This is a genomic window from Kocuria sp. LUK, from assembly GCF_021012935.1.
GTDB lineage: Bacteria > Actinomycetota > Actinomycetes > Actinomycetales > Micrococcaceae > Kocuria > Kocuria flava.
On the sequence record NZ_JAJMZI010000003.1, the window covers coordinates 26028 to 51545 of the forward strand.

At 76.0% G+C, this 25518-nt stretch carries 25 protein-coding genes and 1 riboswitch; of the genes, 18 read left to right on the plus strand and 7 right to left on the minus strand.

Annotated features, from left to right (window positions below; translation table 11 throughout):
• The first annotated feature begins 1 nt into the window (after position 1).
• The 3 genes from ptsP to LQU92_RS05765 all read left to right on the plus strand — a co-directional run bounded on the left by ptsP (position 2) and on the right by LQU92_RS05765 (position 3366).
• A complete protein-coding gene (ptsP, locus tag LQU92_RS05755) occupies positions 2-1702 on the plus strand; it encodes a phosphoenolpyruvate--protein phosphotransferase (protein ID WP_101852897.1) in 1701 nt (566 codons plus the stop codon).
• 64 nt (positions 1703-1766) lie between these two features.
• Positions 1767-2045 (plus strand): HPr family phosphocarrier protein, encoded by a 279-nt coding sequence (locus LQU92_RS05760; protein ID WP_101852896.1) that lies wholly within the window; start codon positions 1767-1769, stop codon positions 2043-2045.
• Between the two features lie 133 nt (positions 2046-2178).
• Positions 2179-3366, plus strand: a complete 1188-nt coding sequence (locus tag LQU92_RS05765) for an ATP-grasp domain-containing protein (RefSeq protein ID WP_230778814.1) — start codon at positions 2179-2181, stop codon at positions 3364-3366.
• Between the two features lie 19 nt (positions 3367-3385).
• On the opposite strand, the gene murJ is transcribed toward LQU92_RS05765, so the two are convergent.
• Positions 3386-4936 (minus strand): murein biosynthesis integral membrane protein MurJ, encoded by a 1551-nt coding sequence (gene murJ / locus LQU92_RS05770; protein WP_230778816.1) that lies wholly within the window; start codon positions 4934-4936, stop codon positions 3386-3388.
• A 202-nt stretch (positions 4937-5138) separates the two neighbouring features.
• Between murJ and LQU92_RS05775 the strand changes: the two genes are divergently transcribed.
• On the plus strand, positions 5139-6221 hold the full coding sequence (locus LQU92_RS05775) for a peptidoglycan bridge formation glycyltransferase FemA/FemB family protein (RefSeq protein WP_101852893.1): 1083 nt from the start codon (positions 5139-5141) through the stop codon (positions 6219-6221).
• Positions 6222-6295: 74 nt separating this feature from the next.
• The gene (locus tag LQU92_RS05780; RefSeq protein WP_101852892.1) at positions 6296-8257 is read left to right on the plus strand and encodes a threonine/serine exporter ThrE family protein; all 1962 of its coding nucleotides are present in this window, start codon (positions 6296-6298) and stop codon (positions 8255-8257) included.
• Between the two features lie 15 nt (positions 8258-8272).
• Here LQU92_RS05780 and LQU92_RS05785 read toward each other — a convergent pair whose 3' ends face one another.
• Together LQU92_RS05785 and LQU92_RS05790 are read right to left on the minus strand one after the other, a co-directional pair.
• Positions 8273-9094: a siderophore-interacting protein gene (locus LQU92_RS05785; RefSeq protein WP_230778818.1), complete on the minus strand. Its 822-nt coding sequence runs from the start codon at positions 9092-9094 to the stop codon at positions 8273-8275.
• Between the two features lie 27 nt (positions 9095-9121).
• Entirely contained in the window at positions 9122-9799 is a 678-nt protein-coding gene (locus tag LQU92_RS05790) for a uracil-DNA glycosylase (RefSeq protein WP_230778821.1), read from the minus strand.
• 91 nt (positions 9800-9890) lie between these two features.
• On the opposite strand from LQU92_RS05790, the gene LQU92_RS05795 reads away from it, so the two are divergent.
• From LQU92_RS05795 to LQU92_RS05825, 7 genes are all read left to right on the plus strand, one after another.
• Positions 9891-10592, plus strand: coding sequence for an SDR family oxidoreductase (locus LQU92_RS05795; protein WP_230778824.1), 702 nt, complete (start codon positions 9891-9893; stop codon positions 10590-10592).
• Positions 10589-10999, plus strand: a complete 411-nt coding sequence (locus LQU92_RS15230) for a DUF3263 domain-containing protein (protein WP_308071586.1) — start codon at positions 10589-10591, stop codon at positions 10997-10999. Before LQU92_RS05795 ends, LQU92_RS15230 begins: the two co-directional genes overlap by 4 nt.
• The gene (locus LQU92_RS05805) at positions 10996-11226 is read left to right on the plus strand and encodes a hypothetical protein (RefSeq protein WP_230779673.1); all 231 of its coding nucleotides are present in this window, start codon (positions 10996-10998) and stop codon (positions 11224-11226) included. The genes LQU92_RS15230 and LQU92_RS05805 overlap by 4 nt, the downstream gene beginning before the upstream one ends.
• 44 nt (positions 11227-11270) lie before the next feature.
• Complete coding sequence (locus tag LQU92_RS05810; RefSeq protein ID WP_230778826.1) at positions 11271-11915, plus strand: GNAT family N-acetyltransferase; 645 nt, start codon at positions 11271-11273, stop codon at positions 11913-11915.
• Between the two features lie 252 nt (positions 11916-12167).
• Positions 12168-13799, plus strand: coding sequence for a chaperonin GroEL (groL, locus tag LQU92_RS05815; protein ID WP_101852886.1), 1632 nt, complete (start codon positions 12168-12170; stop codon positions 13797-13799).
• Between the two features lie 162 nt (positions 13800-13961).
• Positions 13962-14669 (plus strand): MgtC/SapB family protein, encoded by a 708-nt coding sequence (locus LQU92_RS05820; protein WP_230778829.1) that lies wholly within the window; start codon positions 13962-13964, stop codon positions 14667-14669.
• 44 nt (positions 14670-14713) lie between these two features.
• On the plus strand, positions 14714-15688 hold the full coding sequence (locus LQU92_RS05825) for an RNase H family protein (RefSeq protein ID WP_230778831.1): 975 nt from the start codon (positions 14714-14716) through the stop codon (positions 15686-15688).
• Between the two features lie 10 nt (positions 15689-15698).
• Here the strand turns inward: LQU92_RS05825 and LQU92_RS05830 are convergent, their stop codons facing one another.
• The 3 genes from LQU92_RS05830 to LQU92_RS05840 form a co-directional block, all read right to left on the minus strand.
• Positions 15699-17165, minus strand: a complete 1467-nt coding sequence (locus LQU92_RS05830; RefSeq protein WP_180814732.1) for a HAMP domain-containing sensor histidine kinase — start codon at positions 17163-17165, stop codon at positions 15699-15701.
• An 11-nt stretch (positions 17166-17176) separates the two neighbouring features.
• Entirely contained in the window at positions 17177-17890 is a 714-nt protein-coding gene (locus LQU92_RS05835; protein ID WP_058858187.1) for a response regulator transcription factor, read from the minus strand.
• A 79-nt stretch (positions 17891-17969) separates the two neighbouring features.
• Positions 17970-18206 (minus strand): hypothetical protein, encoded by a 237-nt coding sequence (locus LQU92_RS05840; RefSeq protein ID WP_230778833.1) that lies wholly within the window; start codon positions 18204-18206, stop codon positions 17970-17972.
• Between the two features lie 194 nt (positions 18207-18400).
• On the opposite strand from LQU92_RS05840, the gene LQU92_RS05845 reads away from it, so the two are divergent.
• Genes LQU92_RS05845 through LQU92_RS05855 form a run of 3 tightly spaced genes read left to right on the plus strand, consistent with a single transcriptional unit; the run spans position 18401 to position 21004 of the window.
• On the plus strand, positions 18401-18784 hold the full coding sequence (locus tag LQU92_RS05845; RefSeq protein ID WP_058858189.1) for a cold-shock protein: 384 nt from the start codon (positions 18401-18403) through the stop codon (positions 18782-18784).
• A 46-nt stretch (positions 18785-18830) separates the two neighbouring features.
• Positions 18831-19730, plus strand: a complete 900-nt coding sequence (locus tag LQU92_RS15235; protein WP_230778835.1) for a DUF3027 domain-containing protein — start codon at positions 18831-18833, stop codon at positions 19728-19730.
• Positions 19727-21004: an MFS transporter gene (locus LQU92_RS05855; RefSeq protein ID WP_255667228.1), complete on the plus strand. Its 1278-nt coding sequence runs from the start codon at positions 19727-19729 to the stop codon at positions 21002-21004. The genes LQU92_RS15235 and LQU92_RS05855 overlap by 4 nt, the downstream gene beginning before the upstream one ends.
• Here the strand turns inward: LQU92_RS05855 and serC are convergent.
• Entirely contained in the window at positions 21001-22134 is a 1134-nt protein-coding gene (gene serC / locus LQU92_RS05860; RefSeq protein ID WP_101852882.1) for a phosphoserine transaminase, read from the minus strand. The two genes, LQU92_RS05855 and serC, sit on opposite strands and share 4 nt — an antisense overlap.
• Positions 22135-22373: 239 nt before the next feature.
• Between serC and LQU92_RS05865 the strand changes: the two genes are divergently transcribed.
• From LQU92_RS05865 to LQU92_RS05875, 3 genes are all read left to right on the plus strand, one after another.
• Positions 22374-23060, plus strand: coding sequence for a metal-dependent transcriptional regulator (locus LQU92_RS05865; protein WP_101852881.1), 687 nt, complete (start codon positions 22374-22376; stop codon positions 23058-23060).
• A gap of 364 nt (positions 23061-23424) precedes the next feature.
• A riboswitch (cyclic di-AMP (ydaO/yuaA leader) is annotated at positions 23425-23617 on the plus strand.
• A 7-nt stretch (positions 23618-23624) separates the two neighbouring features.
• Positions 23625-24293 carry a C40 family peptidase gene (locus LQU92_RS05870; RefSeq protein ID WP_101852880.1) on the plus strand — a complete coding sequence of 223 codons (669 nt, stop codon included), beginning with the start codon at positions 23625-23627 and terminating at the stop codon, positions 24291-24293.
• 262 nt (positions 24294-24555) lie between these two features.
• Positions 24556-25452, plus strand: a complete 897-nt coding sequence (locus LQU92_RS05875) for a C40 family peptidase (protein ID WP_230778839.1) — start codon at positions 24556-24558, stop codon at positions 25450-25452.
• The last annotated feature ends 66 nt before the right edge of the window (positions 25453-25518 follow it).

Genomic DNA, 25518 nt, shown 5'->3' on the forward strand with positions numbered 1-25518 from the left:
CATGCGAACACTGACAGGCGTGGGGGTGTGCGCGGGCCGCGTCATCGGCGAGCTCGTGAGCATGCCCGCTCCCGTGGCCGAGCCCGCGGCCGGACTGGCCCTGCGCGACGAGGCCCCCGAGGACGCGGTGGCCCGCCTCCAGGAGGCGGCCGCGGAGGTCAAGGCGGAGCTCAAGCGCCGGGCCGAGGCCGCCACGGAGAAGGACGCCGCGGACGTGCTCAAGTCCACGGCCCTGATGGCCGGGGACCGGGCGCTGCTGAAGAACGCCGGGAAGCTGATCACGGACCGCGGCCTCGCCCCCGAGCGGGCCCTGTGGGAGGCGGCGAGCGCCTACGCGGAGCAGATGCGCGCCCTCGGCGGGTACATGGCCGAGCGCGCGGCGGACATCGAGGACGTGCGCGCCCGGCTCGTGGCCCGCCTCCAGGGGCTGCCCATGCCGGGGATCCCGGAGCGGGAGACGCCCTTCGTGCTCACCGCCGAGGACCTCGCCCCCGCGGACACGGCCACGCTGGACCCGGCGAAGGTCCTGGCCCTGGTGACCTCCGCGGGTGGGCCCCAGTCCCACACCGCGATCCTCGCCCGCAACCTGGGGCTGCCCGCGATCGTGGCCGCCCGGGGCGTCGAGGAGCTGGCCGACGGCACCGAGGTCTTCGTCGACGGCGCCACGGGCGAGGTCCGCACCGAGCCCGGGGCGGAGGAGCGGGAGCTCGTCGCGGCCTGGGAGCGGGCCGCCGCGGCGCGCAGCGACTTCGACGGCCGGGGCGTGCTCGCCGACGGCACCGAGGTCCCGCTCTACGCCAACGTGGGCACGGCCGAGGACGCGCGCACCGCGGCCGCGGCCGGCGCCCAGGGCGTGGGGCTGCTGCGCACGGAGTTCTGCTTCCTGGGCCGCGGGGAGGAGCCCTCGGTGGAGGAGCAGGTCGAGCAGTACACCGCGATCTTCGCCGCCTTCGAGGAGAAGAAGGTCGTGGTCCGCACCCTCGACGCGGGGGCGGACAAGCCGCTGCCGTTCCTCACGGACACCGCCGAGCCCAACCCCGCGCTGGGCGTGCGCGGCTACCGCACCGACCGCTCCGTGCCCGGGGTGCTCGCCCGCCAGCTGGAGGCCATCGCGCGCGCCGACGAGGCCACGGCCGCGGAGGTGTGGGTCATGGCCCCCATGATCTCCGCGGCCGAGGAGGCCCGCGACTTCGCGGCGATGGCCGCGACGGCGGGCCTGCGGGTGCCCGGGGTGATGGTCGAGACCCCGTCCGCGGCCGTGACGGCCGACCAGATCCTGCGCCACGTCGAGTTCGTCTCCCTGGGCACCAACGACCTCACCCAGTACACGATGGCCGCCGACCGGATGCTGGGCTCGCTCGCCGAGCTCAACAACCCCTGGCAGCCCGCCGTGCTGCGGATGGTCCGCCTCACGGTCGAGGGCGCCCGCCGCGCCGAGGCCGAGGGCTCCGGCCGCCGCAACGTCGGCGTGTGCGGCGAGGCCGCGGCCGACCCGGCGCTGGCCGTGGTGCTCGTGGGCCTCGGGGTGCACACCCTGTCCATGAGCCCCCGGGCGCTCTCGCCCGTCGCGGCCGTCCTGCGCTCAGTGGACCTGGCCACCGCCCGCTCCCTCGCGGAGCTCGCGGTCGAGCAGGCCACGGCGGCCGAGGCGGCCGCCGCCGTGCGCGCCGAGCTGCCCGTCCTCGCCGAGCTGGGCCTCTGAGGCCCCGCCCGCACTCCCGTTCCCCCACCGACCCAGCACCACCCCAACCCGAAGGAGCACCACCATGGCAGAACGCACCGCCACCATCGCCTCCAAGGTGGGCCTGCACGCCCGCCCCGCCGCCATCTTCGCCGAGGCCGCCGGGGAGTACGACCTGGAGATCACCATCGCCGCCGACGGCGAGCCGGCCGACGAGGCGATGGACGCCTCGAGCGTCCTGTCGCTGATGTCCCTCGGGGCCGAGCAGGGGGACAAGGTCGTCCTCCGGGCCGAGGGCGAGGGCGCGGACGAGGCGCTGGACGCGCTCGTGCGCATCCTCGAGACCGACCACGACGCCGAGTAGCACCCCCGGCCCGTCCACGGCGCCCGCCCACCTCCCGGTGGGCGGGCGCCGTCGCGTGCGGCCCCGTCCCACGGAGCCCTCACGAGCACCGGATACGGTGGGAGCCGTGCCCAGCCCGACGACCGGAGGACCGATGACGCCCGCACCGAGACCGACCGCGCCGACCAGCACGGACCGGCGGCCCCCGGCCCCCGGGCGGGTGCTCGTGGTGGGCACGGCCCGCGACCGGGGCGCCCTGGCCGCGGTGCGGGCGCTGCGCCGCGCCGGGTGGACCGTCGGCGTGGGCACCCCCGAGCCCGGCATGCTCGGGGCCTCCCGCGCCGCGCGGGCCCGGCACGAGGTCCCGCGGCCCCGCGGGGACGGGGGAGCGTTCGTCGACGGCGTGCGCCGGGCCGTGGCCGAGGGCGGCTACGACCTCGTCTTCGGCGCCGGCGACGACTGGATGGCGGCCGTCTCGGCCTACCGCCGGCACCTGCCGGTGCGCACGGCCCACCCCGACCCGCCCGTGGTCGCCGCCGCCCTCGACAAGATGGGCCTGGCCGCCCGGGCCGCCCGCGCCGGGCTCGCCGCCCCGCGCACGGTGCCCGCCACGGACGAGGCCCTCGCGGCGTGGCAGGGCCCCGCCGTCGTCAAGTGCCGCGCCCACTGGGCCCCGGGGCAGACCCGCCCGCACCGGATCGAGGCGAGGCTGCACCCCGACGCGGACTCCGCCCGCCGCCAGGTGCGGCTGATCCGCGCCGCCGGGGCGGAGGCGGTGCTGCAGGAGCCCGTCCGGGGCCGGCTCGGCGCGCTGATCGGGGTCTTCCGCGACGGGCGCCTGCACGGGCGGGTCCAGCAGAGCACGCCCCGGCTGTGGCCCACCCCCAACGGGGCCTCCGCCCGGGCGCGGACCGTGCCGGTGGACGAGCAGCTCGCCGCGCGCGCGGAGGCGCTGCTGCGCGAGCTGGGCTGGTGGGGGCTCGTGGAGCTGCAGTTCCTCACCGGCGACGACGGCGTCCCGCACCTGATCGACCTCAACGGCCGCTTCTACGGCTCCCTGTCCCTGGCCGAGGCCGCCCGCCCGGGGCTGACCGACGCGTGGGCGCGCCTCGTGCTGGGCCGCCCGGTGCCGCCGCTGCCGGACGCCCGCCCCGGGGTGCGCTACACCTGGCTGTCGGGGGACCTGCGGCGGGCGCGGGCCGAGCGCCGCGGCGGGCTGGCGGCCGACGTCGCCGAGAGCCTGCGCTGGAGCCTCGGCGCCCAGCACAGCGTCTGGGACCCCCGCGACCCCGGGCCCGCCTGGCACCTGCTGACCTGGCGCCTGGCCCGCCGCCGCGGCTGAGGCCGGGAGCGGGCGGGGCTCAGCGCCGCCGCAGCACGGTCCGGGCCGCGTCGCGCGCCAGGCCCAGCTCCGGGGCGCGCAGCAGCGCCAGCCCCAGCACGTGCACGGCGCCCACCACCAGGACCACCGCCGGCACCAGCAGCAGCACCGGGGCGCCCGCCAGCGCCGCGTGCGCGGCCGCACCGGCGGCGCCCGAGACCGCCCCCAGGGCCAGGGCCCGCAGCAGCAGCGCGAGCGCCGGGCCCGCGTCGAGGCCGCCGTGGCGGCGGTGCAGCAGCCACGCGTTGAGCGCCGCGGCGAGCACCAGGGAGGCGCTCGTGGCCGCGGCGATCCCCGCCACCCCCAGCACGGGGGCGAGCACCAGGTCGCCGGCCACGTTGACGACCATGGCCAGCACCGCCACGACCACGGGTCCCCGGGAGTCGCCCAGGGCGTAGGAGGCCCGGACCACCACCTGCCGGATCCCCAGGGCCAGCAGCGCGGGGGCGTACCACGCGACCGCCGTGGCGGTCGCGGCGGTGTCCTCGGCGTCGAACGCGCCGTGGCCGAAGGCCGTGGCCACCAGCGGGCCCGCCAGCACCGTGAACAGCACGCACAGCGGGGTCAGGGCCGTGACGACCACGGCCAGTCCCCGGCCCACGAGCCGGCGCAGCTCGGGCGGGTCCCCGGCCGCGGCGGACAGCGCCGGGTAGAGGGGGACCAGCAGCGAGGCGATCACGAGCGTCTCGGGCAGGTCCACCAGCCGCCACCCGTAGGTCAGGGCCGTGATGGAGCCCTCGGCCAGGGTCGAGCCCACCGCCCGGTCCACGAGGGTGTTGACGTTGACCACCGCGTTGCCGACGAGCATCGGCGGGACGAGCCGGACGATCTCCCGGAAGCCGGGATCGGACAGGTCCCACCGGGGCCGCACGCGGGTGCCCAGCGCCCGCAGCGGGGGCAGCTGCAGCAGCAGCCGCGCCGCCGAGCCCGCCACGTAGCCGGCCGGCAGCGCGGCGATGCCCCAGTGCGGGCCGAGCAGGCCCGCGGCGGCGATCATCACCAGGTTGAACGGCACCCCCTGGACCGAGGACCAGGCGAAGCGGCCGTGGGCCTGGGCGAGGGAGGCCAGCAGGTCGGTGGCGGCCACGAGCACGGTCGCCACGAGCACGATGCGGGTCAGGGCCGCGGCCGTGGCGGCCTGCTCGCCGGCGAAGCCCGGGGCCAGCACGGCGGTCAGGGGCGCCGCCAGCAGCCCCGCCACGACGGCGGCGGCCCCGAGGGCGACGAGGGTGAGGGTCAGGGCCACGTCGAAGCCGCGGTGGCCGCGGCAGCCCGTGCCCGCGTCCCGCTCGCGGGCGGCCTCGCGGGAGACGACGGGGGTCACCGACCGGGCCATGGCCCACGCGGCCAGGCCCAGGACCACGTTGAGCACCCCCTGGGCCACGAGCCAGGCGTCGAGGGCGGCGCCCGCCCCGAAGACGGCGCCGATCACCACGTCGCGGGCGAAGCCCAGCACCGTGGACACGGCGGTCAGCCCGGTCACCAGCACCGCGGCGCGCGCGATGCTCCACCGGCCGCCCGATGCACCCACGGTTCCCGCCACCTTCCCAGCTCCCGGGGTCCTCCGGGCTCGGCGCCGGTCCCGTCCCGGTCCGCCGGGAGGGTTCCGGACCCCCGGGCGGACCGCCCGAACAGGATACACACGGGCCCGCCGGGCTCCCGCCCCCCGCGCGGTTAGACTGACCGGGGCCCCCGCCCGACCCCCCTCGACCACCCCGACGATTGAGAGAGCCTTGCGAGAGTTCACCGCGCGCTTCGCCACCGACCAGGAGATCGCCGCCTGGGACGACCACGTCACGGCCAACCCCAACGGCGGGAACATGCTGCAGTCCGCGTCCTTCGCGGAGGTCAAGGCGGAGCACGGCTGGCGCCCCCTGCACCTCGTGCACGAGCCCGCCGACGGCGGGCAGGCCTCCTACAACCTCGTCCTGGAGAAGAAGGTCCCCGCCCTGGGCCGGCTCTGGTACATGATCAAGGGCCCCGACGTCGCCTCCGTCGAGGACGTCCCCGGGATCGCCGAGGCCACCGCGCGGTTCGTGGCGGAGCAGGGCCTGGACGTCTTCGCGCTCAAGATCGAGCCGGACGTGCCCGCCTCCGAGCACGCCCGCGCGGTGCTCGCCCGCGCGGGGCTGCGGAAGTCCTTCGACATCCAGCCCAACGACTCCACGGCGGTCCTGGCCACGGACGCCGACGAGGAGACCGTGCTGAAGTCCCTGCACTCGCGCGGGCGCAACGCCGTGCGGCGGGCCCTGCGCGAGGGCTGCACGGTCGAGCGGGTGGAGCTGACCGAGGAGAACATGCGCCGGATGTACGCGCTCATGGACACGGTCGGGCAGGGGGAGGCGAACATCAACCTGCGCTCCTACGACTACTACGCGAAGTTCTGGACGGCCTTCGAGCGCGCCGGACAGGGCCGGATGTACTTCACCTACGAGGACGGCGAGCCCTCCGTGGGCGCCTACGTCGTGGCCTACGGCCGCAAGGGCACCTACAAGGACGGCGGCTCCAAGCCCCGGCGCCGCCAGTACGGCGACTCCCACCTCGTGCAGTGGACGGCCGTCACGGACCTGATGCGCGAGCACGGGATCGTGGAGTACGACCTGTGCGGCACCCCGCCCAGCGACCGGCTCAAGGACAAGGACCACCCCTACTACGGGCTGGGGCTGTTCAAGACGAGCTTCACCAAGTCCGTGGTCGACTTCGTGGGCGTCCACGACCTGGTGCTGCGCCCGGCCCGCTACGCCGCCTGGACCCGGTTCGCGGAGAAGGTCCAGCGCCAGCTGTGGGTGCGCCGCACCGGCCAGCCCTTCTACTGAGACCCCCGACGACCCCGCCCGCCGGGTCCCCGGCCGCACCCGGCTCTCCCGCGCCCCGGAAGGAGGACCACCGCGTGACGACCGACCCGCGCACCCCCCTGCGCCCGTTCGCCGCCTACCCCTCGTCGGGCGCGGGGGAGGAGCCCGAGCCCTACGCCGTCGAGCCCTTCGGCCCCGGCGGGGACACGGCCCTCACCGGCTTCGCCCGCCCCGGCGAGCGCGGCGGCACCGTCCCCGCCCCGGTCCGGCCCACCGAGGCCCAGGCGCTGCAGGCCCGCCGCCGGGCGGAGACCACGACCCTCGACGTCGTCCCCCTCGCGCCGCAGGCGCTGCCCGTGCTCAGCGCGGAGCAGATCCGGGCCCACGGCGGGCCGGCCGGCGTCCCCGGGGCGGCGCAGCCGCTCTCCGCGGCGAGCACCGCCCCCCAGGCCGCCCCGCCCCGGCGCCGCCGCCGGACCGTGGCCGGGCCCGTCTCGCGGCCCGAGACCACCACGATCGGGCCGGTCCCGGAGCCGGGCAAGAGCGCCGACCGGATGCAGCGCGGGGCCTACCCCGCCACCCGCGCGCACCCGGCCCGGCCGGGCGGGCGGGCCCGGCTGCGCTCGATCCTGCAGGGGGAGTCCGCGCCCACCGCGCCCATGCGCGCCGTGGAGCGGCTGAGCGTCTCGCCCTTCGCCCACCTGCGCCGCTTCGGGGAGTCCACCACCGACCGCGAGGCCCGGCGCACGCTGAACTTCGCCCTGCGCCTGGCGGAGACGATGTTCCACTACGGCGCCGACGCCCTCGACGTCGAGAACGCGATCGTCGCCGTGTGCGCCACCTACGGGGTCGAGAACCTCGAGGTGGACATCACCAACCAGTCCGTGACGATCAACTACATCGCCGACGACGGCGCCGACCGCGACGACCGGGCCCCCCGCACGCGCGAGGACGTGCTCAACGACCCGGAGACCTACACCCACACCGTGATGCGCGTGGTGCGCTCCTGGACGGACAACTACGCCGGGCTGGGGGAGACCCACCAGCTCGTCGCGCAGATCGCCGACGGCGAGACCCCCCGCGCGGAGGCCGAGCGGCGGCTGGCCGAGATCAACGCCAAGCCCAAGCCCTACCCGCGGTGGATGGTCTCCACCGCGACCGTCGCCGCGATCATGGCGCTGATCGTCGGGATCGGCGGCGGCCTCACGGGCGCCGCCGTGGCCGGGGCGGCGTGGATCCTCGCCCAGGCCGTGGCGACCCGGCTGGCGGTCTGGCGCATCCCCGAGTTCTTCTCCCAGGCCGCCCAGTCCGGGATCGTCACGGTGGTGGCGCTGCTGCTGTCCGGGGCCGGGGTGGACCTGTCCCCGGCCCTGGTCATCGCGGGCGGGATCATCCTCATGCTGCCCACCACCCGCATGGTCTCCACGATGCAGGACGCGATCAACGGCTTCCCCGTCACGGCCGCCGGCCGCCTGCTGTCCACGGCGATGGCGTTCCTGGGCCTCGTCGTGGGCATCGCCGGCGGCGTCTCGCTGGCCGGCTACCTGGGGATGCCGCCGGTGGACGTCGCGCAGAACGCGTTCTCGGCCGTCCACCCCGTGGTCAACACGGTGTTCATGCTCCTGGCCACCGGCCTGCTCGCGGTGACCATGCAGGCCAAGCCGCAGCACGTGCTCTCCTCCGTGCTCGCGGGCCTGGCCGGCCTGCTCGTCTACCACTCCGGGACCTGGCTGGGGCTGGGCGTGCGGCTGGACACGGCGGTCGCCGCCGTCACGACCGGGTGCGTGGCGACCGTGCTGGCGGCCTGGCACCGGGTCCCGCAGCTGGTCGTGGCGATCCCCGCGCTGACGTTCCTGCTGCCCGGCCTGTCGATCTTCCGCGGCCTGTACACCGTCACCGTGGAGACCGAGTCCTACGGTCCCGGCATCGTGGGCCTGGTCAACGCGATGGCCACCATCGTGGCCCTGGCCTCGGGCGTGGTGCTCGGCAAGTACCTCATGCGCCCCTTCGTGGGCCACCTCAACGGCACCGGCGCGCGGCGCAACCGCCGCCGCTGAGGCGGCCGGCGGGCCCTAGAGGATCCGGCCGACCGGCAGCTTCTTCTCGGCCTGGAAGACGTCCTCGGTGCGCCCGCGCGCCCAGTACCCGGACAGCGAGACCTGCGAGCGGTCCAGCCCGCGGACCTCGAGCAGCTCCCGGCGCAGGGCCTTCATGGCCTCCCGCTCCCCGTGGGCGAAGGCCTGCACGCCCGCGGTGTCCTCCGGCCACCCCGCCGCGTGCACAGCCTCGGGCAGGGAGCCGCCCTCCTCGCGGAACACCCAGCGCACGGCGACCCCGGCCGGGCCCGTCACGGGCAGCACGTCGGCGCGCGAGCCGACCTCCAGGACCGCCTCGCCCCGGGCGGTGTCGGGCAGGAACTCCAGCACGGCCAGCGCGGCGGGGAGCGCGGCGTCGTCCGCGGCGACCAGTGTCCACCGCGCCTGCGGGTCGGGGACCCACGTCCCGCCGGGGCCCAGGGCGATGATCCGCTGCCCCGGCTCGGCGCGGGCCGCCCACGGCCCGGCGTGGCCGGTGTCCCCGTGCAGGACGAAGTCCATCCAGAGCTCGGCGCGCTCGGGGATCCAGCGGCGGATCGTCAGGTGCCGGGTCACGGGCCGGTGCTCGGGCGGCAGCGACTCCTTGAGCGCCCAGTAGTCGGGGTCGGGGCCGTGGTCGACGGCCGGGTCGAGGAAGACGAGCTTGACGTACTTCTCCGGGGGCACCACGTCCTCGTAGCGCTCCGGCTCGTCGACGCCCAGGACCACCCGGACCATCGAGGGGGACAGCTGCCGGCGCTCCCGGACGGTGAGGTTGAGCTGGGGACGGCGCGGCCGGGCCGGGGGAGGAGTCGTCATGGCGCCCAGCCTAGCCAGCCGCGCGGCTCACAGCCGCCAGTCCACCGGCTCCGCCCCCTGCTCCTGCAGCAGCGCGTTGGCACGGGAGAAGGGCCGCGAGCCGAAGAACCCCCGCGAGGCGGACAGCGGCGAGGGGTGGGCGGACTCGATCCGCGGGCAGTCCCCGAGCCACGTGCCGGTCGACCGGGCGTCGTTGCCCCACAGCACGGCCACGAGCGGACCCCCGCGCTCCGCGAGCACCTTCACGGCCCGCTCGGTGACCTCCTCCCAGCCCTTGCCCCGGTGGGAGGCCGGGGCCCCGGCCCGCACGGTGAGCACCCGGTTGAGCAGCATCACGCCCTGGCGGGACCAGGCGGAGAGGTCCCCGTGCTCGGGCGGGACGACCCCCACGTCGTCGTGCAGCTCCCGGTAGATGTTGCGCAGGGACTTCGGCAGCGGCCGCACGTGCGGCTGCACGGAGAAGGACAGCCCCATCGCGTGGCCCGGGGTGGGGTAGGGGTCCTGGCCCACCACGAGGACCCGGACACCGGCCAGCGGCTCCTGGAAGGCCCGCAGCACGGCGGGGCCCTCGGGCAGGGTGCGGTGCCCGGCGGCGTGCTCCTCCCGCAGGAACCGGCCCATCCGCCGGATCGCGGGCTCGACCGGGGCGAGGGCCTCGGCCCAGTCCTCGGCCATGATCTGCTCCAGCGGCTGCGGCTCGCCCACGGGTCCTCCTCAGGCTCGGCGTGCGGACGGGCACCACTCTAGGCCCCGCCCGGCGCGGGCCCGGGCGGAGGGCACTGGTTAGAGTGGGACCATGAGCGCACCCGATCCCCGTCCCGTCGCGGTGGTCACCGGAGCCACCCGCGGCATCGGCCGCGCGTGCGCGGCCGACCTCGCCCGCGACCACGACGTCGTGGCCCTCGGCCGCGACCCGCAGCTGCTGGCCGAGCTGGCGGCCCTGCCGCACGTGCGCGCCCGCGCCGTGGAGCTGACCGACCTCGAGGCCCTGCCGCAGGCGCTGGCCGGGCTGGACCGCGTCGACGTGCTCGTCCACTCGGCGGCCGTCGCGGGGCGCACGACCGTCGAGGCCGCGACCCCCGCGCAGTGGCGGGAGCAGCTCGAGCTCAACGTCGTCGCCCCCGCCGAGCTCACCCGGCAGCTGCTGCCGGGCCTGCGGGCGGCGCGCGGGACGGTCGTGTTCGTCAACTCGGGCTCCGGGCTCACCGCCCGCGCCGGCGACGCCGTCTACGCCGCCTCCAAGCACGCCCTGCGCGCCCTGGCCGACTCCCTGCGCCAGGAGGTCGCCGCCGACGGGGTGCGCGTCTCCTCCGTGCACCCCGGCCCCGTGGACACGCAGATGCAGCAGGAGATCCAGGCCGGGCTCGGCAACCCCTACGAGCCCGAGCGCTACCTGCGCCCGGAGTCGGTGGCCGCCGCGGTGCGCGCCGTCGTGGACGCCGGCGAGGACGCGCAGCTGACCACGGTCTCGGTCCGCCCCCGGTCCGAGCAGCGGTGAGCGGGCAGCGGCCAGGGCCCGCGGGTCCGGGGGAGGCCCCGGACCCGCAGGAGCACGCCGGCCCGGGGGAGCCTCCCGGCGCGGAGGGCCACGCCGCCGCGGAGGAGCACCCCGCCCCGGAGGAGCACCCCGCCCCGGAGCACCCCGCCGCGGACGGGCGCACGGACGGGGAGCAGGACGCCGGCGGGCCGGAGGGCCTGGACGAGCTCGACCGGCAGATCCTCGCCCTGGAGAACCTGCAGTGGAAGTACCAGGGCGCCAAGGAGATGGAGATCCGGCGCCGGCTGAACCTCTCGCCGACCCGCTACTACCAGCGGCTCAACGTGCTGCTCGACAGCCGGGCCGCGCTCGCCCACGACCCCATGCTGGTGGCGCGGCTGCGCCGGCAGCGGGGGGACGCCGGATGAGCGTGCCCGCCCGCGACGAGTTCGACGACGTCCCCGAGGGCGGTCCGCGCCAGGGCGCGCACCGCGCCGAGCCGGCCGCCGTCCGGGTCGGGGCCGGGGAGCTCACCGCGATCGTGCTCGCCGGGGTCCTGACCCTCGGGGTCGGCGCGTGGGCGGCCGGGCCCGGTCTCGGTGCCGCCGGGCCCGCCGCGCCCCGTCCCGCCGCCACGGGGCCGGCCGCGCCCTGACCCCGGGCCGCAGCAGCCCACCCGCCCCACGAGAGGACCGACCTGTGCGGATCGACGGCGAGAGAGTGCGCCTGCGGGACTGGACCGAGGCGGACCTGGCCGCCTACGAGGCCTGGATCGTGCCCCCGGAGGACGGCGGCGAGCACGCGTGGCAGCGCACCGACGGGCCCTTCTACCCCAACTTCACCGCCGAGTCCGCGCAGCGCTGGCTGACGGTGCTGCGCGGGCACGTCGAGCAGGCCGACTGGCCGGACCCGCGCGAGACCATGGTCGTCGCCGACGCCCGCGACGACCGGTTCATCGGGCAGGTCTCCTGGTACTGGACCGAGAAGCCCACCGAGGACCCCGGCACCGGCACCCACCTGCTGCCGCTGCGCTCGCTGGGGATCACGATCTACTCCCCGGAGCACTGGCGCGGCGGCTGGGGCACCGAGGCCCTGCGGCTGTGGATCGACCACCTCTTCGCCCGCTCGGACTCCCACCGGCTCGACCTCGAGACGTGGACCGGCAACGAGGGCATGTGCCGGGTCGCGCGCAAGCTCGGCCTCACCGAGGAGGCCCGCTTCCGCCGGGCCCGCAAGGTCGCCGGGCAGTTCCACGACCGGCTCTTCTTCGGGGTCCTCCGGGAGGAGTGGCAGGGGCCGGGCGGGGCCGGCGCGGCGTCGTCGCCGGCCCCGGGCGACACCTGAGCCCGGAGGGCTCAATGGGGTTTGCACTCTCCCCGGACGAGTGCCAAGATTGCGATTAGCACTCAGTCGCGTGGACTGCCAGCGGACCCGGTCCCCGGGCCGGCCCCGGCGTCACGGGCGCGCGAGTGGGAACTCAGCCACCACGGTGAGGTGTCGTGCGGCCCCGGGAAGAGACCGGTGCCGTGCGCGCCGTCCGTCGCGGGCACCGTGGAGGCCGACCGTTTGTCTACCGTCCAGGAGGGACGAAGTTCCATGGCAAAGATGATTGCTTTCGACGAAGAGGCCCGCCGCGGTCTCGAGCGCGGCCTGAACACCCTCGCCGACGCCGTCAAGGTCACCCTCGGCCCGCGCGGCCGCAACGTCGTGCTCGAGAAGGCCTGGGGCGCCCCGACGATCACCAACGACGGCGTGTCCATCGCCAAGGAGATCGAGCTCGAGGACCCCTACGAGAAGATCGGCGCCGAGCTCGTCAAGGAGGTCGCCAAGAAGACCGACGACGTCGCCGGTGACGGCACCACCACCGCGACCGTCCTGGCCCAGGCGCTCGTCAAGGAGGGCCTGCGCAACGTCGCCGCGGGCGCCGACCCCCTGAGCCTCAAGCGCGGGATCGAGAAGGCCGTCGAGGCCGTCACCGAGGAGCTGCTCACCTCCGCCAAGGAGGTCGAGACCGAGGACCAGATCGCCGCCACCGCGTCCATCTCCGCCGGCGACGCCGAGATCGGCCGCCTCATCGCCCAGGCGATGGAGAAGGTCGGCAAGGAGGGCGTGATCACGGTCGAGGAGTCCAACACCTTCGGGCTGGACCTCGAGCTGACCGAGGGCATGCGCTTCGACAAGGGCTACCTCTCCGGCTACTTCGTCACCGACGCGGACCGCCAGGAGGCCGTCCTCGAGGACCCCTACGTCCTCGTCGTCAACTCCAAGATCTCCGCCGTCAAGGACCTGGTCCCCGTCCTGGAGAAGGTCATGCAGGCCGGCAAGCCGCTGCTGATCATCGCCGAGGACGTCGAGGGCGAGGCCCTGGCCCTGCTGGTGCTCAACAAGATGCGCGGCTCCATCAAGTCCGTGGCCGTCAAGGCCCCGGGCTTCGGCGACCGCCGCAAGGCCCAGCTGGCCGACATCGCGATCCTCACCGGCGGCCAGGTCATCACCGAGGAGGTCGGCCTCTCCCTCGAGACCGCCACCCTCGACCTGCTCGGCCAGGCCCGCAAGGTCGTCGTGACCAAGGACGAGACCACCATCGTCGACGGCGCCGGCACCGCCGAGGAGATCGAGGGCCGCGTGGCCCAGATCCGCGCCGAGATCGCCAACTCCGACTCGGACTACGACCGCGAGAAGCTGCAGGAGCGCCTGGCCAAGCTGGCCGGCGGCGTGGCCGTGCTCAAGGCCGGTGCCGCGACCGAGGTCGAGCTCAAGGAGCGCAAGCACCGCATCGAGGACGCCGTGCGCAACGCGAAGGCGGCCGTCGAGGAGGGCATCGTCGCCGGCGGCGGCGTGGCCCTGATCCAGGCCGGCCAGAAGGCCTTCGAGAAGCTGCAGCTCACCGGCGACGAGGCCACCGGCGCCAACATCGTCAAGGTCGCCATCGACGCCCCGCTGAAGCAGATCGCCCTCAACGCGGGCCTCGAGGCCGGCGTCGTGGTCGACAAGGTCCGCGGGCTCGACCAGGGCCACGGCCTCAACGCCGCCACGGGCGAGTACGAGGACCTCATGGCCGCCGGCGTCGCCGACCCGGTCAAGGTCACCCGCTCCGCCCTGCAGAACGCGGCGTCCATCGCCGGGCTGTTCCTGACCACCGAGGCCGTCGTCGCCGACAAGCCGGAGCCCGCGGGCGCCGGCGCCGGCGGCGAGGACGCCATGGGCGGCATGGGCGGCATGATGTGATCGACGGATCCCCGTCGGGCGCCTGAGGCGCCACCGGCACGGGCCGGGCACCCCCTTCTCGCGAGGGGGCGCCCGGCCCGTCGTCGTCCCCGCCCGCACCGGGCGTTCCGCGGGCGCCCGCCGTGGTGTTCAATCGAGGGACCACCCGCCGGAGGAGGTGCCGTGGACGCCGTCGACTGGGGCCCGGTCCCGCTGCAGATCACCCTCGTGGCCGCGGCCTTCGGGCTCACGGCGCTCATCGGCCTCGAGCGGCGGCTGCGGCGCAAGAGCGCCGGGCTGCGCACCCACGCCCTGGTCGGCACCGGCTCGGCCGTGTTCACCCTGGTCTCCGCCTACGGCTTCGCGCCCCTGCCCGGGATCGACGCCGGGCCCGACCCCTCCCGCGTGGCCGCGCAGGTCGTCACGGGCATCGGCTTCCTGGGCGCGGGGGTGATCTTCACCAACCGGGACGTCGTCCACGGCCTGACCACCGCCGCGAGCGTGTGGCTCTCGGCCGCCGTGGGGATGGCCTGCGGCGCCGGGCTGGTCCCCCTCGCGGCCGCCGCGACCGCCCTGCACCTCGCCTCGGCGCTCCTGCTGACCCCGCTGTCCCGGCGGCTGCCGCGCCTGCTCGGGCCCCGGGCGCTGCGGCTGCGCTACGAGGACGGGCGCGGGGTGCTGCGCGACGTGCTGGAGGCGGTCCGGGAGATGGAGCTCACCGCGTCCGTGGTCTCGACCCGCAGCACCGGCGGCCCCGAGGACCCCGAGGTCGAGGTCCTGCTGCGCCTCGAGGGCCGCACGGACCTCGGCACGGCCGCCGAGCAGCTCTCCCGGGTCCCCGGCGTCCGCCACGTCGCGCAGGAGCACGTGGACCAGGACGACGCCTGGTGAGGCCCCGTCCTGCCGGGTCCGGGCCCCGTGGAAGGATGGGGGCCATGACCATCACTGCTGCCGCCGACGGCTCCGCCCTGGGCAACCCCGGGCCCGCGGGCTGGGCCTGGTACATCGACGAGAACACCTGGCGCGCGGGCGGCTGGCCCCACGGGACGAACAACATGGGCGAGCTCAAGGCCGTCCTCGACCTGCTGGAGTCCACAGCACACCGCGCGGACGAACCGCTGCGGGTGCTGTGCGACAGCCAGTACGTCATCAACTCGATCACGAAGTGGATGCCCGGCTGGAAGAAGAAGGGCTGGACCAAGAAGGACGGCAAGCCGGTCCTCAACGTGGAGCTCATGAAGGCCCTCGACGCCGCGATGCAGGGCCGGGACGTGCGCTTCGAGTGGGTCAAGGGCCACGCCGGGCACGCGCTCAACGAGGCCGCCGACCAGCGCGCCCGCGCGGTGGCCACGGCCTTCCAAGCCGGCCGGCCGGCCCCCGAGGGCCCCGGCTTCGCCGGGGCCGCACCCGTGGCCGCCGCCCCTGAACCGGCCGCCCCGGCGTCCGCCCCAGCTCCATCGGGGGCCGCACCGGGGGCCGACGACGACGAGCGCCACGACCCCGACCTGCTGGCCGAGCTGGCCGCCCACGAGGCGGAGCTGGCCCGGGGCCGCAGCGCGGTGGACACCGTGCAGGAGCTGGAGCGGGAGCTGCTGCGCCGCGACGTGCGCGCGGACCCCGGCCGGCTGGGGGCGCTGCTGCACGAGGAGTTCACCGAGATCGGGGCCTCCGGCGACTGGTGCTCCCGGGCGCAGGTCCTCGACCGGGCCGCCCGGGAGCCGGGTCCGGGCCCGGTGGACGCCCACGTGCTCTCGGCCGTCGAGCTGGGCCCGGCGGCCGTGCACGTCGTCCACCGGCTCACCGCCGGGGACCGCACGAGCCTGCGCGGGTCGCTGTGGGTGCGGGAGGACTCGCGCACCGAGCTCGGGCCCTGGCAGCTGCGCTTCGCCCAGGCGACCTGGGAGTCCTGACCGGGCCGGCTCAGATCTCCGGGGCGTCGTCGGCGGGCTCGACCGCCGGGATCCGCACCGTCATGGTCGCCCCGCCGCCGGGGGTCTCGCCCAGGCGCACGGTGCCGTCGTGCTGCTGGACGATCGCGGCGACGATCGACAGCCCCAGGCCGGTGCCGCCGGTCTCGCGGGTGCGGGAGGAGTCGGCGCGGTAGAAGCGCTCGAACACCCGCTCGGCGTCCGCGCCGTGGATGCCCGGGCCGTGGTCGCGCACCTGCAGCACCGCCGACGAGGTGCCGTCCACCGACGGCTCCGTGCCGACCGCGAGCTCCACGGGGCTGCCCTCGGGGGTGTAGCGCAGGGCGTTGGTGACGAGGTTGGCCACGACCTGGCGCAGCCGCGACTCGTCCCCGTGCACCCACGCCGAGGACGGGGCCGGCCCCTCGAGGCCCACGACCGCCACGGGCCGCTGCGGTGCCGAGGCGCGGGCGTCCCCGGCGGCGTCGAAGGCCAGGTGCAGCAGGTCCACGTCGGTGTTCTCACCGGGGCGCCGCTCGTCGAGGCGGGCGAGCATCAGCAGGTCCTCGACGAGCTGGGTCATCCGCTTGGCCTCCGACTCGATCCTCGACATCGCGCCGCCCACGGCCTCCGGGTCCTGCAGGGCGCCGTGCCGGTAGAGCTCCGAGTAGCCGCGGATCGTCACCAGCGGGGTGCGCAGCTCGTGGGAGGCGTCGGCCACGAAGCGGCGCAGCTTGGCCTCCGAGCGGGTGCGGGCGTCGAAGGCGTCCTCGATGTGGCCGAGCATCGCGTTGAGGGAGGCCGAGAGCTGGCCGATCTCCGTCTGGGGGTGGTGGCCCTCCACGCGCTGGGAGAGGTCGCCCTCGGCGATGCGCGCCGCGGTCTGCTCGACCTGCCGCAGCGGCGCGAACGCCCGGGTGACGAGCACCCAGCCCACGGCCAGGGCCGCGAACAGCGTCGCGGTGCCGAAGCTGAGGGTGAGCAGGGTGACGGCGCTGATCAGCGTGTTGGTGGGGCCGAGGGGCTCGGCGACGGCCACGACCACGTCGAGCTCCCGCGGCTTGGCCACGAGCACCCGCCAGGTCCGCTCCGGGGCGTCCACCGAACCGACGGTCGTCGGCTCGAAGGGGTGCTCCTGGACGTAGTCGAGGTCCACGCCCGAGAGGTCCGGGCGGTGGTCGATCTCGCCGTCGCCGGTGGTCTCGGCGGCCAGCAGCAGCCCGCCGTCGGCGTCGAGCAGGTACCCGGCGTGGGGCACCTGGCCGACCGGCTCGCCCTGCAGCCCGGCGATCAGCACCGTGGACACGGAGCTGATGGAGCCCTCGAGCTCGCGGTCGATGGTGTCCACCAGGGTGGTGCGCAGCACCGAGATCGCCACGAAGCTGGTGACCAGCACCGACAGCGCCAGCAGCAGGCCCGTGAGGACCATCAGCTGCGAGCGCAGCGACGCCGAGCGCCACCGGGCGGAGAGGCCCTCCACGCGCGCCCGGATCAGTGGTTCCGCTGGGCGGAGCGCAGCAGGTAGCCCACGCCGCGCTTGGTGTGGATCAGCGGCGGCAGCTCCGGGTCGTTGTCGATCTTGCGGCGCAGGTAGGAGATGTAGGACTCCACGATCGAGGCGTCGCCGTTGAAGTCGTACTCCCACACGTGGTCGAGGATCTGCGCCTTGGACAGCACCCGGTTGGGGTTGAGCATCAGGTAGCGCAGGAGCTTGAACTCGGTGGGGGACAGGTCGATCTCGCGGTCGCCGCGGAAGACCTCGTGGGCGTCGTCGTCGAGGACGAGGTCGTCCACGCGCAGGCGCGAGTCGTCCTCCTCGGCCGGCTGGGTGCGGCGCAGGACGGCGCGGATGCGGGCCACGACCTCGTCGAGGCTGAACGGCTTCGTGACGTAGTCGTCGCCGCCGACCGTCAGGCCGGTGACCTTGTCCTCGGTCTCGTCCTTGGCGGTGAGGAACAGCACGGGGAAGTGCCGCCCCGCGGCGCGCAGCCGGCGGGTGACGGTGAAGCCGTCCAGGTCGGGGAGCATGACGTCGAGCACCGCGAGGTCCGGGTGCTCCGTCTCCGCCTTCGCGAGGGCGTCACGGCCGTTGGCGGCGGTGACCACCTCGAAGCCGGCGAAGCGCAGGGACGTGGCCAGCAGCTCCAGGATGTTGGGCTCGTCGTCGACGACGAGCAGTTTCGCTTCGGGGGTCTCGTTCTTCACGCCCCCATTTTCTCCGAGCAGGCTGAAAACCCGCTGAACGGGCCGCGGGCGGCGCCGGTGTGCCCGCCCGGGACCGGCCTCAGGCGCGGCGGCGGTGGCGCAGCGCGCGCACCAGGGAGGCGCACAGGAGCAGGAACGCCACCGGGAACGCGAACCAGGGGATGACGGTCAGCCCGTCCCAGGGGTCGGCGCCGGCGGCCTCGAGCACCAGCAGCAGCGCCAGGCACAGTGCGCAGACCAGCCCGAGCGCGACCGCGCCCAGGGCGAGGACGTCGGGGCGGGCGGTGGTCGCGGGGCGGTCCTCGGGAGCAGGCATGCCCTCCAGGATACCGGGGGCGCCGCCCGACCGGCTCCCGGCGGTCCCCGGCACGGTCCGCGGCCGCCGGGAGCGCGGGCGCACCGCGGCGGGCCCGGCGGGCTAGGATGAGAGGTTCCACGGGTGGTGCGGCGGAACCGCCGGGCCACCCTTCCCGCGACGGCGCGAGAGCGCGACGAGAACGAGGAGACAGCGTGCCCACCGGCAAGGTCAAGTGGTTCGATTCCAACAAGGGCTTCGGCTTCCTGGCGACCGACGACGGCCAGGAGGTCTTCCTGCCCTCCTCCGCGCTGCCGGCCGGGGTGAGCACGGTGAAGCCGGGCACCCGGATGGAGTTCGGCGTGGCCCAGGGCCGGCGGGGCGCGCAGGCGCTGTCCGTGCGCCTGCTGGAGCGCACGCCGTCGGTGGCCCGCAACGTGCGCAAGCCCGCCGAGGAGATGGCCGTCATCACCGAGGACCTCATCAAGCTGCTGGACGGGATGTCCAACGGCCTGCGCCGCGGCCGCTACCCGGACTCCGCCCACGGCCGCAAGATCGCCACGATCCTGCGCACCGTGGCCGACAACCTGGACGTCTGAGCCGCACCCCGCCGAGACCGTCCGCCCACCCCCAGGGAGAGAAGCCGTGAGCCAGGAGACCGAGCAGCACAGCGCCGCACCGGAGGACGCCGTCGGGGACGCCCCCGCCGGGCAGACCCGACCGGGGGGCGCCCCCGCCGGGGAGACCGCCCCGGCGGGCGCCGACCGCGCCGGGGCGGCCCCCGGGGCCGGTGCGCCGCCGGCCGCCGAGCCCCCCGCTCCGGAGGGTCCGGACGACCCGGAGACCGGTGCGCCGGCGGCTGCCGAGCCCGCCGCCCCGGAGACCCCCGGAGCCCCCGTGCCGGAGGACGCCTCCGCGGCGGAGGGCGCAGCCGGCACGAGCGCCCCGCACCGCTCCGGCGCCACCGCGGACGCTCCGGCGACCGCGGACGCCCCGGCGACCGCGGACGCCCCGGCGGCCCGGCCGGCCCGGCGCCGCCGGGCCCCGCGCCCGGACCCGCTGCTCGTCGAGGCGCGCACGACCGCCCGCGAGGCCGTGGCGGGGATCGCCGACGACGACCAGGTCGGGGAGGGCCACGGCGTGCGCGTCGAGGAGGACCGCCTCGTGACGCACCTGTTCGAGTGCACCCTGCCGGGCTACCGCGGCTGGAACTGGTACGCGACCCTCGCCCGCGCCCCGCGCAGCCGCACGGTGACGGTCTGCGAGCTCGGCCTGCTCCCGGGCCGGGACGCGCTCCTGGCCCCCGAGTGGGTCCCCTGGTCCGAGCGGGTCAGCCCCGAGGAGAAGGCGCGGGCGGCGCAGGAGGACGACACCGGGGACGAGCCCGACGACACCACGGCGGAGCCCCCGGCGGGCCCGGCCGCCGACCCCGCGGCGGAGACCGCCGCCGCCTCGGCCACGGACGAGCCCGACGCCGGGGCGCCGTCCGCCCCGCAGGGCCCCGCCGGCGCGGACGAGCACCCGCCCGCCGGCGAGCCGTCCTGACCGCGCCGGCCCCCGCCGGCGGACCCGCCCGCGAGCCGGCGGGCGGGGTCTTCCGCTCCTTCCGCTTCCGCAACTACCGGACGTGGTTCCTCGGCGCCCTCGTGTCCAACATCGGCACGTGGATGCAGCGCACCGCCCAGTCCTGGCTCGTCTTCGACGGGCTGACCGACCACGACGCCTCGGCCATCGGCGTGGTCACCGCCCTGCAGTTCCTCCCGCAGCTGCTCCTGGCCCCGTGGGCCGGCGTGCTCGCCGACCGGCTCGACCGCCGGCGGCTGCTGCTGTGCACGCAGACGGCCATGGCCGCGCTCGCGGCCGCCCTCGGGGCGCTCGTGCTCTCGGGCGCGGTGACCCTCGAGCTCGTCTACGTCTTCGCGCTCGCCCTCGGCGTCGCGACGACCGTCGACGCCCCCGTCCGGCAGACCTTCGTCTCCGAGCTGGTGGACGACGAGCACCTCTCCAACGCGGTCGCGCTGAACTCGACGTCGTTCAACTCGGCGCGGCTGATCGGCCCGGCCGTGGCCGGCGTGCTCGTGGCCGCCGTGGGCACCGGCTGGGTGTTCCTGCTCAACACCGTGACCTTCGGGGCGATGCTCGCCGCGATCCTGGTCATCCGCGGCAAGGAGCTGCGCCCCATGCCCCGCAGCGGCCGGGGCCGGGGCCAGATCCGGGAGGGCCTGGCCTACGTGGCCGGGCGCCCCGACATCGTGGCCGTGCTCGTGGCGGTCTTCCTCCTCGGCACCTTCGGGATGAACTTCGCCGTCTTCCTCGCGGCCATGGCCGGACCGGAGTTCGGCCGCGGCTCCGAGGTGTTCGGGGCGCTCAACTCGGTGCTGGCCCTCGGGACGGTCGCGGGGGCGCTCCTGTCGGCGCGGCGCCGGCGGGCGCGGCTGCGCTACGTCTTCGGCGGCAGCGCAGCCTTCGGGCTCGCCTGCCTGGGCGCCGCGACGGCCCCGACCCTGCCCCTGTTCGCGCTGTGGCTGGTGCCGTGCGGGCTGGCGTCGCTGACGATCATGACCACCGCCAACGCCTACGTCCAGTCGACGACGTCACCGGTGATGCGCGGGCGCGTGATGAGCCTCTACATGGCGATCTTCATGGGCGGCACCCCGCTCGGGGCCCCGCTGGTCGGGTGGCTGACCGACGCCCTGGGCCCGCGGTGGGGGATGGGCGCGGCCGTGGCCGCCGGGGCCGGCGGCGCGGCCGTGGGCCTGATCTTCCTGCTCCGGCTGCGGTCCGGCCGCACGGCCGCCGGGCCGGGCGCGACGGCCTAGGAACCGGCGCGGAGCTGCCCGACCACGTGGTCGACGCACGCCAGCAGCGCCGAGACGTCGTCCGGCTCGATCGCCACGAACGTCGCGATCCGCAGCTGGTTGCGCCCGAGCTTGCGGTAGGGGTCGACGTCGACCACCCCGTGGGCGCGCAGCACGGCGGCCACGGCCGCGGCGTCCACGGACGCGTCGAGGTCCACGGTCGTCACGACCGTGGAGCGCTCCTCCGGGCGCGCCACGAACGGCGTCGCGAAGGCCGAGTCCTCCGCCCAGGCGTAGACCCGGCCGGAGGACTCCGCGGTGCGCGCCGCCGCCCAGTCCATCCCCCCGCGGTCGTTGAGCCAGCGCAGCTGCTCGTCGAGCATCACCAGGGTCGCCAGGGCCGGGGTGTTGTAGGTCTGGTCCTTGCGCGAGTTCTCCAGGGCGGTGCCCAGGCGCAGGAAGTCCGGGATCCACCGGTCCGAGGCGTCGATCCGCTCGATCCGCTCGACCGCGGCGGGGGAGAAGGTCCCCAGCCACAGCCCGCCGTCGGAGCCGAGGTTCTTCTGCGGGGAGAAGTAGTAGACGTCCGTCTCGGCCAGGTCCACGGCCGTGCCGCCCGCGGCCGAGGTCGCGTCCACGAGCACCAGGGCGTCCTCGGCCGCCCCCTCGGGGCGCACCACCGGGGCGGCCACGCCCGTGGAGGTCTCGTTCTGCGGCCACGCGTGGACGTCCACGCCCTCCTCGGCGCGGGGCCGGGAGCGGGTGCCCGGTGCCGCCTCCAGGACGGTCGAGCCCGCCAGGAACGGTGCCCGGTCGGTGGCCTGGGCGAACTTCGCCCCGAACTCCCCGAACACCAGGTGCTGGGCCCTGCGCTCCACGAGCCCGAACGCGGCCGCGTCCCAGAACGCGGTCGCCCCGCCCAGGCCCAGGAGCACCTCGTAGCCCTCCGGCAGGCGCAGGAACTGCGCCAGTCCCTCCCGCACGGAGCCGACCAGCGCCCGCACGGGGGCCTGGCGGTGCGAGGTGCCCAGCAGGCGCTCGCCGGCCCGCCGGACGGCCTCGACCTGCTCCGGGCGGACCTTCGAGGGACCGGCCCCGAACCGCCCGTCGGCCGGGAGCAGGTGCTGGGGGATCGTGACGGTGGCGGGCAAGGAGGACTCCCTCGGGTGCGTGCGGCGGGGACGGCGTGCCGGCTCCGGCCGGCGGGAGGGCCGGCGGGCCGGGGTCACCGGACCATTCTGCCCCACCGGTCACGCCTCCCGGCCCCGGTCGTGAGCCCCCGGGGCCGGGGCCGGGAGGGGAGCCGCGGCCGCGGAGACTAAGCTCGTGCTGGACAACCGGCCCGGGCAGGATCCCCGGTGCGGCCGGCCGGCGGAAGGACAACCACCCCATGAGCGACCTGATCGACACGACCGAGATGTACCTGCGGACCGTCCTCGAGCTCGAGGAGGAGGGGATCCGCCCGATGCGCGCGCGCATCGTGGAGCGCCTCGGCCACTCCGGCCCCACGGTCTCCCAGACGGTCGCCCGGATGGAGCGCGACGGCCTGCTCACGGTCTCCCCCGACCGCTCCCTCATGCTCACCGGCCCCGGCCGCGAGCGCGCCGTGCAGGTGATGCGCAAGCACCGGCTCGCCGAGCGGCTGCTGGCCGACGTCATCGGCCTCGACCTGGCGCAGGTGCACGACGAAGCCTGCCGGTGGGAGCACGTGATGAGCGAGCAGGTCGAGCGCCGCATCGTGGATCTGCTGGAGGGCCCGCGGTTCTCCCCCTACGGCACGCCGATCCCCGGGCTCGCGGGGCTGGGGATCGAGGACGCCCCGGCTCCCGGGCCCGAGCGGACGCTGCTCGACGCCGCCCGCCAGGATCCCGGGGCCCCGCACACGGTGGCGCTGCTGCCGGAGGTCGTGCAGGCGGACGCCGAGCTGCTGCGGCTGCTCAGCGACACGGGCCTGCTCACCGGGGCGCGCGTGACGGCCCGCGAGGAGTCCGGCCGCGTCCTCGTCGAGGTGCCGGCCACCGGCCGCGCCGCCGAGCTGGACCCCCGCACCGCCCAGGCCATCCGCGTCACCGCCTGAACTGCCCGGCCGTCCGCTCCGCCCGGCGGCCCCGTCCGCGCCCCGACCGGCAGGTCCTCGACCGGGTTCCGGGAGGGCTCCGACGGCACGGTGTGCGGACTCTCACAAGCGACCATCGTCCGGATCACGCCCCGGCCGCCCGCGGCAGCGCGCAGCCGCAGGTCGGGCCCGGGATTCCGCGCCGCGGACCCGCACTGCACCGGACGGACGTCCAGCCGGTCGAGACGCTCAGGCGGCACGGAGCGCCCCGATCCGGACGCCCGAGGTTGCCAATCCGTGATCCGTCGTGATCAAAACGTGACACTTCCGTAATAGGTCATGTACTGTTCAACGCGTGCCGATCACTGGTCGGATCGGCGCCCCACGGAGCACATCGCCGAATTCTGCCGGTGCCCGGGGTCCGAAACACAGAAACTGCTTGGCAGAAGCGGGGGAACCACTTTCCGGTCCCGGTCCGTCCGGGTCCTTGGGGTTAAGCCGCAGGGGCATCCGCGCCCCGCGACCGGGTGTCTCCCACCCGAACCCGACAGCTCACCTCGTAGGCAAAGGGAGGAACACACACCCATGGCTTTCTTCAAGCAGAACTCTGCCCGCCACCGTGCCGCCACCGCGTCGCACGCCGTGCGCAACACCACCATCGCCGCCGCCGCCGGCGCGGCCGTCCTGGGCTCCGTGGCCCCGGCCCAGGCCTACGCCGAGGTGCCCGCCGCCTCGACCGGCGCCGGTGCCGTCTACGCCACCCCGGCCTCCTCGTCGCTGGCCGCGCAGACCTCCTACACCTACGAGGCCCCCGCCGCGACCCCGGCTCCGGCTCCCGCCGCCGCCCCGGCCCCCGCCGCGCCGTCCGCCGGCCTGGCCGTGCAGTCGAACGACACCGTCGAGATCGCCTCCACCGCCTCCTCCGGCGGCATCGTGGGCACCGCGATGCAGGGCCTCGGCTCCGGCTACGTCTACGGCGGCACCGCCTTCGGCGCCTGGGACTGCTCCGGCTTCACCCAGTGGGTCTTCGCCCAGCAGGGTGTCGACCTGCCCCGCACCACCTGGTCGCAGTTCGCCGCCTCCACCCCGGTCGCCTCCCCGCAGCCCGGTGACCTGGTCTCCCAGAACGGCGGCGCCCACGTCGGCATCTACATCGGCGGCGGCAAGATGATCTCCGCCCTCAACCCGACCCAGGGCACCCAGATCCACTCCGTCGACGCCATGCCGGTCGACGGGTACTACCGCGTCGGCTGACCCGGCCCGCCGCCCGGGACGGTCCTGACCGTCCCGGGCGGCGCCCGTCCGCCCCGGCGGACCCCGGACCGTGCCCCCTCCTCCGGTCCACCCGTCCGCTCTCCCGGACACCCCTCCTCCGCTCGCCCGCCACGGGCGGCCTCCGCGATCCCGGACCGCCGCCCGCGCCACGCCGCAGCACCCCGCGCCGCATCCGCGGGGTGCCCTGCCGTGCGCCCGGCCGGTGCGGGCCCACCCCCGGCAGAAAGCTCCCGCACCGATCATGTCCCGCTCCGCGCACTCCGCCCCCGGCACCACCTCCTTCTTCTCCGGCAGGGCCCGCACCGTGGCCGCCGCCGCCGCGTTCTCCGGTCTGGCCCTGGCCACGACGGTCTCCGTGCAGGCCGCCCCCGCTCAGGACTCCGGCGCCGAGGCCCCGCTCTCCGCCGTCGCCGCCGCGACCCCCGCGCCGGGCACCACGGTCTCGCTCGAGCCGGTCGCCCACGTGACCGAGGCGAAGACCGCGAAGAAGGCCGAGCCGAAGAAGACCGAGAAGGCCGGGACGAAGAAGGCGGAGCCCCAGGCGCCCGCCGCGCGGCCCGCCGCCCCGGCGGCCGTCGCGGCCCCGGCGCCCGCCCCGGTCGCCGTGCCCGTGGCCGCCCCCCAGCCGGCCCCCGCCCCGCAGCCGGTGGCCGCGCCGAAGCCCGCCCCGAAGCCGGCGCCCGCCCCGAAGCCGGCCGCCGCGCCGCAGCCGGTGGCCGCCCCCGCCCCGAAGCCGGCGGCCGAGCCCGTCCGCCAGGCCGCCCCGGCGCCCGCCGCCGAGCGCACCGTGACCACCCAGTCGAGCTCCTCCGGCAAGGGCGCGACGATCGCCTCCGCCGCCCGCGGCCAGCTCGGCGTCGGCCAGGACTGCACCGCCCTGGTCACCAACGCCCTGCGCGCCGCCGGGATCAACCACCACGGCTGGCCGGCCTCCTACCTGAGCCTCGGCACCCAGGTCTCCGCCGGCCAGGCCCAGCCGGGCGACCTCGTCTACTACGCCGACGGCGGCATGGGCGCGGCCCACATCGCGGTCTACATCGGCGGCGGCAAGGCGGTGCACGGCGGCTGGAACGGCGGGACGACCGTCATCGACAGCGTCAACGTCGGCTCCGGCCCCGTGTTCGTCCGGGTGCGCTGACCCGGATCACCCCGCGAGCACGACGTGCGCGGTCCCGGCCGAGAGGCCCGGGACCGCGCACGTCGT